The organism is Catellatospora coxensis, from assembly GCF_016862635.1.
Lineage (GTDB): Bacteria > Actinomycetota > Actinomycetes > Mycobacteriales > Micromonosporaceae > Catellatospora > Catellatospora coxensis.
The window spans coordinates 1-7737 of record NZ_BONI01000152.1; the positions used below are offsets into that span (position 1 = coordinate 1).

Genomic DNA, 7737 nt, shown 5'->3' on the forward strand with positions numbered 1-7737 from the left:
GGCGTGAGCGCGTCAGCGGTGACTGAGAACGTCCGGTCGGAGTCGGCCTGGGCGACGTTCCGGCGGGGGGTGTCGCTGTCACCCGAGCTCAAGGCGGGGCTGGCCGGCACGGTGGGACTGGCGCTGATCGCGATGATCGGCCGGGCGGCGGTGCCGGTCGCGGTGCAGCAGGGCATCGACCGCGGGCTGGGCGTCGAGACCGGCCACCTGGACATGGGCGTGATCGCGGCCGTCGTCGCCGTCACCGCGCTGATCCTGGTGGTGACCACGATCTGCGGCTACTACATGATGCGGCGGCTGTTCACGGTCAGCGAGACCGCGCTGGCCAACATCCGGGTGCGCACGTTCCGGCACATCCACGACCTGTCCATGCTGCACCAGCAGTCCGAGCGCCGCGGCACCATGGTGTCCCGGGTGACCAGCGACGTCGACTCGATCACGCAGTTCATCCAGTGGGGCGGCGTGATCCTCATGGTCAACGGCGGCCAGCTGGTGGTCACCACGATCGTGATGGCGTTCTACTCTTGGCAGCTCACCCTCGTGGTGCTGGCCGCGTTCGTGCCCGCGGTGATCGTCATCAGGGCGTTCCAGAAGCGCCTGTCGGGGGCGTACGCCGAGAACCGCAAGCGGATCGGCGTGATGCTCGGGGCCATCTCCGAGTCCGTCGTGGGCGCGTCCGTGATCCGGGCGTACGGCGTCTCGGAGCGCAGCGGCGCGAAGCTGTCCGAGACCATCGACGACTACCAGCGGGCGCAGCGCCGGGCCATGCGCATCAGCGTCACCAGCTTCTCCACCGGCGAGATCGCGGCCGCCCTGGCGCTGGCGTCGGTGGTGCTGGTCGGGGTGAAGCTGGGCGTCGCCGGGCAGATCAGTCTCGGCGAGATGACCGCGTTCCTGTTCCTGGTGACGCTGTTCATCCAGCCGGTGCAGATCGCCACCGAGGTGCTCAACGAGGCGCAGAACGCGGTCGCGGGCTGGCGGCGGCTGCTCGACGTGATCGACCTCAAGCCCGACGTCGCCGACCCCGCCGAGCAGGGCGTCGACCTGCCGGACGGCCCGCTGGACGTAAGCTTCGAGCGGGTCAGCTTCAGCTACCCGATCGACGGCGAGCCCGGCCCGCGGGTGCTGCACGAGGTGCACCTCGACATCGTCGCGAAGACCCGGGTCGCCGTCGTCGGCGAGACCGGCAGCGGCAAGACCACGTTCGCGAAGCTGCTCACCCGCCTGATGGACCCCAGCGAGGGCCGGGTGCTGCTCTCCGGCACCCCGCTGACCGCCGTGAAGTTCGGCTCACTGAGAAGCCGCGTCGTCATGGTCCCCCAGGACGGCTTCCTGTTCGACGCCACGGTCGCCGAGAACGTGCGCTTCGCCCGCCCCGACCTCACCGACACCCAACTCGAACAGGCCTTCGCCGACCTGGGCCTGCTCGACTGGGCCCAGGGCCTGGCCCACGGCCTGGACACCCCCGTCGGCGAGCGCGGCGAGGCCCTCAGCGTCGGCGAACGCCAACTCGTCGCCCTGGCCCGCGCCTACGTAGCCGACCCCGACCTCCTGGTTCTGGACGAAGCCACCAGCGCCGTGGACCCCGCCACCGAGGTCCGCCTCCAACGCACCCTCGACGCGGTGACCCGAGGCCGCACCACGGTAGCCATCGCCCACCGCCTCTCCACCGCCCAATCCGCCGACGAAGTCATCGTCGTAGACAAGGGCGTGGTAATCCAACGAGGCTCCCACGACGAACTCCTCACCGCCCCCGACTCCGTCTACGCCAAGCTCTACGCCAGCTGGCTCGAACAAACCCGCTAACCCCGAAGATCGCGACGATCTTGCTTGAACTGTGGGTACGACACGCCCGTAACGGGCATATCTGCCACAGTTCACGCAAGATCGTCGCGATCTTCGCGTTGGGGGGCGGGGTCAGCGGGAGTAGAACTCGACGACTAGTTGCTCGTCGCAGATGACGGGGATTTCGGTGCGGAGGGGTTCGCGGGTGAGGGTGGCGCGGAGGTCGGTCAGGGTTACCTCGAGGTAGGGGGCAGTGGGGCCGTCGAGGTGGGCGCCGGTGGCGGCGATCTGGAACGGGGGCTTGGTGCGGCTGCGGTCGCGGACGGTGATGGTCTGCCAGGGCTTCACTCGGTAGGAGGGGCGGTCGACCTTCTGGCCGTCTACGGCGATGTGGCCGTGGCCTACCGCTTGGCGGGCCTGGTAGATGGTGCGGGCGAAGCCTGCGCGCAGGACCAGGGCGTCGAGGCGGCACTCCAGGGCGATGAGCAGGGTCTCGCCGGTCTTGCCGGAGCTGCGGGCGGCCTTGTCGAACTGGTTGCGCAGCTGGGTCTCGCTGATGAAGTACTGGTGCCGCAGGCGCTGCTTCTCCAGCAGCCGGACCTGGTAGTCGGAGGGCTTCTTTCGGGCCCGTCCGTGTACGCCCGGCGGGAACGGCCGGCGCTCGAAGTACTTCACGCACTTGCGGGTCAGCGGGATGCCGAGTGCCCGGGACAGCTTCGCCTTGGGCCGCGCTTGGTTCACGAGGGTGCCTCCACCGTTCGGATGTCATAGGTTAGGCTCGCCTAACGAAGGTAAGCCTAACCGATGTTGGAGGACCGCCGTGCCGCACCCCGCCGAGATCGCCCGCACCCTGACCGCCGGTCGCCTGCCCGGCGTGGCCCAGGTGCCGTTCCACGCCAGCCCGTACCGGGTGCGCCACGCCACCGACCACGAAGGACGCCCGATGCTGCTGTGCCGCGAGGGCGGGCAGCTCGACGACGCGCTGCGCCCGCGCGTCGGGGAGGGCGACGACACCGCCGTCGTGCTCGCCGTGGGGGAGTCCCGCGGGGCGCGGGTGTGGGTGTCGGGCTGGGCCACCGCGCTGGAGGGCATCGAGGCCCGCGCCGCGGCGCTCGAGTTCGCCGCGGTGAACCCGGTCAGCGACCTGCTCGACGTGGACCGCGGCTTCCGGCTGTACCGGATGGACGTCGCCGAGGTGCGGCTGGAGTGCCCGACCGGGCACCTGACCGAGATCGACGTCGAGGACTACGCGGCAGCCGAGCCGGCCGCGTCGGTGGCCTGACCGTCCTGGCGCACCGGGCCGGTGCTTCCGGCCCGGGCCGGCACCTCCGTGGCTCGGCGCTCGCGCCCGATCGGGTGCCCCGGCCGCGCGCCGGCGAGCACTACGGCCGGGCCGTGCCGTCCTGGCCGAGGTCGCCGGTGATGTAGCGCTGCAGGTTCGGCGCGACCGCGGCGACCACGTCGTCGGCGGGCAGCGAGGCCAGCGGTTCGAGCTTCATGATGTACCGCATCAGGGCCAGCCCGCTGATCTGGCTGGCGACCAGGGACGCGCGCAGCGGGGCGTCGGCGGTGTCGAGCTTCAGCTCGGCCTGCACCCGGCGCAGGATCTGCGTGGTCAGGAACTCGCGCAGCAGGCGCATGGTCCACTCGTTGCTCATCGCGGACCGGACCAGCGACGCCCCGATCGCCCCGATCGGCGAGTCCCAGATCGTCACGAAGACGCGTGCCAGGCGTACCCCCGCCTCGTCCTTGCCGCCGGCCACGACCTGGTCGATCAGCTCCCGCGGGTCCATCGGGAACTGCATGGTGGCGACGAAGAGCTGCTCCTTGGTGCCGAAGTAGTGGTGCACCAGGGCGGGATCGACCTCGGCCGCGGCGGCGATGGCGCGCATCGTCGCGGCGTCGAAACCCTTCTCCGCGAACAGCTCGCGCGCCGCGGCGAGGATGGCCTCGCGGGTGTCGGGGTTGCCCGGCCGGCGCCCGGTGCGGCTGCGCTTCATCTGGCCCTTCCTCGGTACGCGGCGCGTCCCCGGCCGGCCGAAGGCGGCCTGCCGGGGACGTCCGTGCTCATCGGTGACGATTCTCCCGGACGGGCCGGGCGTGCGGTGTCAGGGGGTGCGGCGGCGCAGCGTGCCCGCCGCGGCGACCAGCGCGACCACCACCGCGCCGGCGACGATGCCGAAGTCGCGCCACATGGTGCCGGTCGGCTCGGCGTGCGCGCCGACCTCCTGCAGCGCCTCGACGGCGTACGTCAGCGGCAGCACGTCGCTGATCGCCTGCAGCCAGCCCGCCATCAGCTCGCGCGGCACGAACAGCCCGCACAGCAGCAGCTGCGGCACCGCCAGCACCGGCATGAACTGCACCGCCTGGAACTCCGTCTTGGCGAAGGCGCTGGCCAGCAGGCCGAGCGCCATGCCCAGCACCGCGTTCGCCACCGCGATCAGCACGACGTACCCGGCCGCGCCCGCGGTGTCCAGGTCGAGCAGCAGGTAGGCCAGCGCGGTGGCGAAGCCGGCCTGCACCGCCGCGGCGACCCCGAACGCGAGGCCGTAGCCGAAGAGCAGGTCGGTCTTGCGCAGCGGGGTGGTCAGCAGCCGCTCCAGCGTGCCGGTGGTGCGCTCGCGCAGCATGGCGATGCTGGTGATCAGGAACATGATGATGAACGGGAAGACGCCCAGCATGATCAGTGCGATGTGGTCGAACACGCCCGGCTGGCTGTCGTACATGAAGTAGAGCAGCGTCAGCAGCAGCGTCGGCACGGCCACCAGCATCGCCACGGTACGGCGGTCGTGGCGCAGCTGGCGCAGGATGCGCCCGGTGGTGTGCAGCAGGATCATGACGGGACCTCGCTCGCTTCGCCGGTGGCGCGCGGGGCGGGCACGCCGCCGCCCTGACGCCGGATCAGGGTGAGGAAGGCCTGGTCCAGGTCGTCCGTGCCGGCGGACGCCTTGACCGCGGCGGGGGTGTCGTCGGCGATCAGGGCGCCTTCGCGGATGAGCAGCAGCCGGTCGCAGCGGTTGGCCTCGTCCATCACGTGGCTCGACACGACCAGCGTCGAGCCGCGCTGGGCGAGCTCGCGGAACTGCGCCCACAGCTCGTCGCGCAGCACCGGGTCCTGCCCGACGGTCGGCTCGTCGAGGATCAGCACCTTCGGCTTGCTGACGATGGCGCAGGCCAGCGAGGCCCGGCTGCGCTGCCCGCCGGACAGGTTCCCGACCAGCTGCGACGCGGCTTCGGCCAGGCCCACGTCCCGCACCGCGGCATCGGCCTCGGACTGGCCGAGCCCGTAGAGCGCGGCGAAGTAGCGGGCGTTCTCGCGCACCGTCAGGTCGGCGTACACGCTGGGGGCCTGCGTCAGGTAGCCGATCTCCTTGCGCAGCTTCGCGTCGCCCGCCGGGCGGCCCAGCACGGTGACCGTGCCCGAGCGGACGACCTGGACGCCCACGATCGCGCGCATCAGCGTGGTCTTGCCGCTGCCGGACGGCCCGAGCAGGCCGGTCACGCTGCCTTCCGGGATCGTGCAGCTCAGGCCGTGCAGCACGGGCCTGGCTCCCCGGTGTACGACGAGGTCGGCGACCTCGATCGCGGATGTCATGGGGTCCTCCGTAGGAATTCAACGCTTGTTGAACTCAACGGTAGGTGAATTCTGCGCGCCTGGCAATGCGCCTATGTGGACCCCGGACCCGGAGGGCCGCCTGGACGGCCCTCCGGGATCCGGCTCAGAGTGCGAGCACGCGGTCGAGGAAGTTCTTGTAGCCGCGCATGGCGATGCGCATCGCCTCGGTGTCCGCGGCCGCGCCCCGGCGCGGGTCCAGATCGCCCTGCTCGGCCAGCAGCTGCGCGGCCAGCGCCGACACCGCCTCGCTGACCAGGGCCTGGGCGTCGTTCAGCGCCGACTCCGGCTCGTCCACGAACCGGGTCTGCACCTCCCGCCACGCGTCGCGGAAGCGCTGCGCCTGCTCCGCCTCCCACACCGCGATCGGCGTCTCCGTCACGTCCCCCGGCCGCAGCGCGGTCGCGGTCGGCGCCACCTGGGCCACGTCCGACTCCTCGTCGTCCTCGTCCTCGTCGTCGGCGTCCTCGGCCGCGGCGTCGATCCCCCCGACCGGCGCCACCTCCGCGGCAACCTCGACCGCTGCCTCGGTCTCCTCCTCGGCAGGCACGGGCTCCATCACGGCGTCGACGATGTCGTCGTCCTCGGCAGGCACGGGCTCCATCACCGCGTCGACGATGCCGTCGTCCTCGGCAAGCTCGTCCCCGACCTCCGCCACGGCTTCGGCGTCCACGTCCTGGGCGGCCTCGGCGTCCGGTCCGGTCTCCTCGGCCTGCGCCTCGGGGCCCTCTGCCGCCTCGTCGGACTCCTCGCCCGCAGCCTCGGCGTCCGCCTCCACGTCGGTCTCCGCCTCCGGCGTCGCGTCCTCGTCGGGTTCGGCCGCCTCATCGGCGTGCGCGTCGGTCACCGGGTCGGCTTCGGCGTCCGGCGTCTCGTCCGCCACCGCGTCCGTGACGTCGGCCTCCGCGTCCACCTGCGCCTCCGCGTCCGTGACGTCGTCGGCCTCCGCGTCCACCTGCGCGTCGGCCTCCGCTTCCGGCTCATCGTCCTCGTCCGTGGCGTCCCCGGTCTCGGCCGTCTCGTCGGCCTCCGCGTCGGCCTCCGCGTCGACCGCCTCGACCGCCTCGACCGCCTCGACCGTCTCCTCCTCGGCGGTGTCCTCGGCCTCGGCGTCGACGTCGGCCGGCACGTCGGCGTCCTGCTCGTCGTCCGCGCGCGCCTCGGGCTCGTCGTCGCTCTCGTCTGCCGCCTGCGCCTCGGGCTGGTCGTCATCCTCAGCAACGGCTTGGGTCTCGGGCTGGTCGTCAGCCTCATCGTCGGCCTGGGCCTCCGGCTGAGCGTCACCCTCGTCGTCGGCCTGGGCCTCGGGCTGGTCGTCGCCGTCCGCTTCCGCCTCCGGCGTGTCCGCCTCGGCTTCGGGGGACTCGTCGGCCTCGGCCGCCCCTTCCGGGCTGTCGTCGGTGTCGGCCGCCGCCTGCGGGGCCTCGTCCTCGTCGGGCTGCTCGTCGTCGGCCGCTGCCTGCGGGGTCTCGTCGGCTTCGGCTTCCGGGTCCTCGGGGCCGTCCTCGGTCTCGTCGGCCTTCGGGGCGAGGGTGGGCAGCTCGCTGGTCTGGGCCAGCAGTGCGGCCTGCTGGTGCGGGCTCAGCTGCAGGGTGGGCTCGAGTTCGTCGGCGGCCTCGGCCGCGGGCGCCGGCTGCTGCGCCGGTGGGATGAAGGTGGGGATGTGCGCCGGGAGCGGCGCGAAGTGGGGGTTGGTCATGCGATTCCTCGGCTCTCGCGGTGGGGGAGAGCGCCCGCGGGCGCTGCGCGCAGATGCCCGACAAGGTACCGCCGGGCTGCCCGTTCTCGCTTCCTCCCAGCGTCCAAAACTGTGACCGGGACCACGTCGATCACTCGACTTGCCTGGCAGTCGTGGGTAAGCCGGGTCGAGATACACACGAGTGCCTGGCAACTGCCTGGCAAGTCGGACGATCATGGCGGAAGCGGGCGGTGGTGAGACGTCGGCCGCACCGGCGCGGCGGTGTGCCGGGCGGTGAGGGAGAATTCGCTTGTGTCAGGGACCGAGCAGCTGGATCCGCGGATCGCCAACCGCCTGAAGCGTGACCGCGACGGGCTCGTCGCGGCCGTGGTGCGCCAGTACGACACCGGTGAGGTGCTGATGCTGGCCTGGATGGACGACGAGGCGCTGCGGCGCACGCTGTCCACCGGCCGGGCCACCTACTGGTCGCGCAGCCGCGGGGAGTACTGGGTGAAGGGCGCGACCTCCGGCCACCACCAGTTCGTGAAGTCCGTGGCGCTGGACTGCGACGGCGACGCGCTGCTGGTCAGCGTGGACCAGGTCGGCCCGGCGTGCCACACCGGCACCCGCACCTGCTTCACCGACGAGCTGCCGGTCGAGA

Annotated in this window: 8 protein-coding genes; 3 read left to right on the forward strand and 5 right to left on the reverse strand. The window is 72.0% G+C overall.

Going from position 1 to position 7737, the window contains the following annotated elements; all coding sequences use genetic code 11:
- Positions 1-3: 3 nt before the first annotated feature.
- Positions 4-1806 (forward strand): ABC transporter ATP-binding protein, encoded by a 1803-nt coding sequence (locus tag Cco03nite_RS41340; protein WP_373314458.1) that lies wholly within the window; start codon positions 4-6, stop codon positions 1804-1806.
- Between the two features lie 111 nt (positions 1807-1917).
- On the opposite strand, the gene rpsD is transcribed toward Cco03nite_RS41340, so the two are convergent.
- On the reverse strand, positions 1918-2526 hold the full coding sequence (gene rpsD, locus Cco03nite_RS41345; protein ID WP_203699516.1) for a 30S ribosomal protein S4: 609 nt from the start codon (positions 2524-2526) through the stop codon (positions 1918-1920).
- A 79-nt stretch (positions 2527-2605) separates the two neighbouring features.
- On the opposite strand from rpsD, the gene Cco03nite_RS41350 reads away from it, so the two are divergent.
- Positions 2606-3067 carry a hypothetical protein gene (locus tag Cco03nite_RS41350; protein WP_203699517.1) on the forward strand — a complete coding sequence of 154 codons (462 nt, stop codon included), beginning with the start codon at positions 2606-2608 and terminating at the stop codon, positions 3065-3067.
- 100 nt (positions 3068-3167) lie between these two features.
- On the opposite strand, the gene Cco03nite_RS41355 is transcribed toward Cco03nite_RS41350, so the two are convergent.
- The 4 genes from Cco03nite_RS41355 to Cco03nite_RS41370 form a co-directional block, all read right to left on the reverse strand.
- Positions 3168-3785, reverse strand: a complete 618-nt coding sequence (locus Cco03nite_RS41355; protein ID WP_203699518.1) for a TetR/AcrR family transcriptional regulator — start codon at positions 3783-3785, stop codon at positions 3168-3170.
- Positions 3786-3893: 108 nt separating this feature from the next.
- Positions 3894-4622 carry an ABC transporter permease gene (locus Cco03nite_RS41360; RefSeq protein WP_203699519.1) on the reverse strand — a complete coding sequence of 243 codons (729 nt, stop codon included), beginning with the start codon at positions 4620-4622 and terminating at the stop codon, positions 3894-3896.
- Positions 4619-5380, reverse strand: a complete 762-nt coding sequence (locus Cco03nite_RS41365; RefSeq protein ID WP_203699520.1) for an ABC transporter ATP-binding protein — start codon at positions 5378-5380, stop codon at positions 4619-4621. Before Cco03nite_RS41365 ends, Cco03nite_RS41360 begins: the two co-directional genes overlap by 4 nt.
- A gap of 124 nt (positions 5381-5504) precedes the next feature.
- Entirely contained in the window at positions 5505-7097 is a 1593-nt protein-coding gene (locus Cco03nite_RS41370) for a midas domain-containing protein (RefSeq protein ID WP_203699521.1), read from the reverse strand.
- Positions 7098-7388: 291 nt separating this feature from the next.
- Here Cco03nite_RS41370 and hisI point away from each other — a divergent pair.
- Positions 7389-7737: phosphoribosyl-AMP cyclohydrolase (gene hisI, locus Cco03nite_RS41375; RefSeq protein ID WP_373314457.1), on the forward strand; the 349-nt coding region annotated here is incomplete at its 3' end.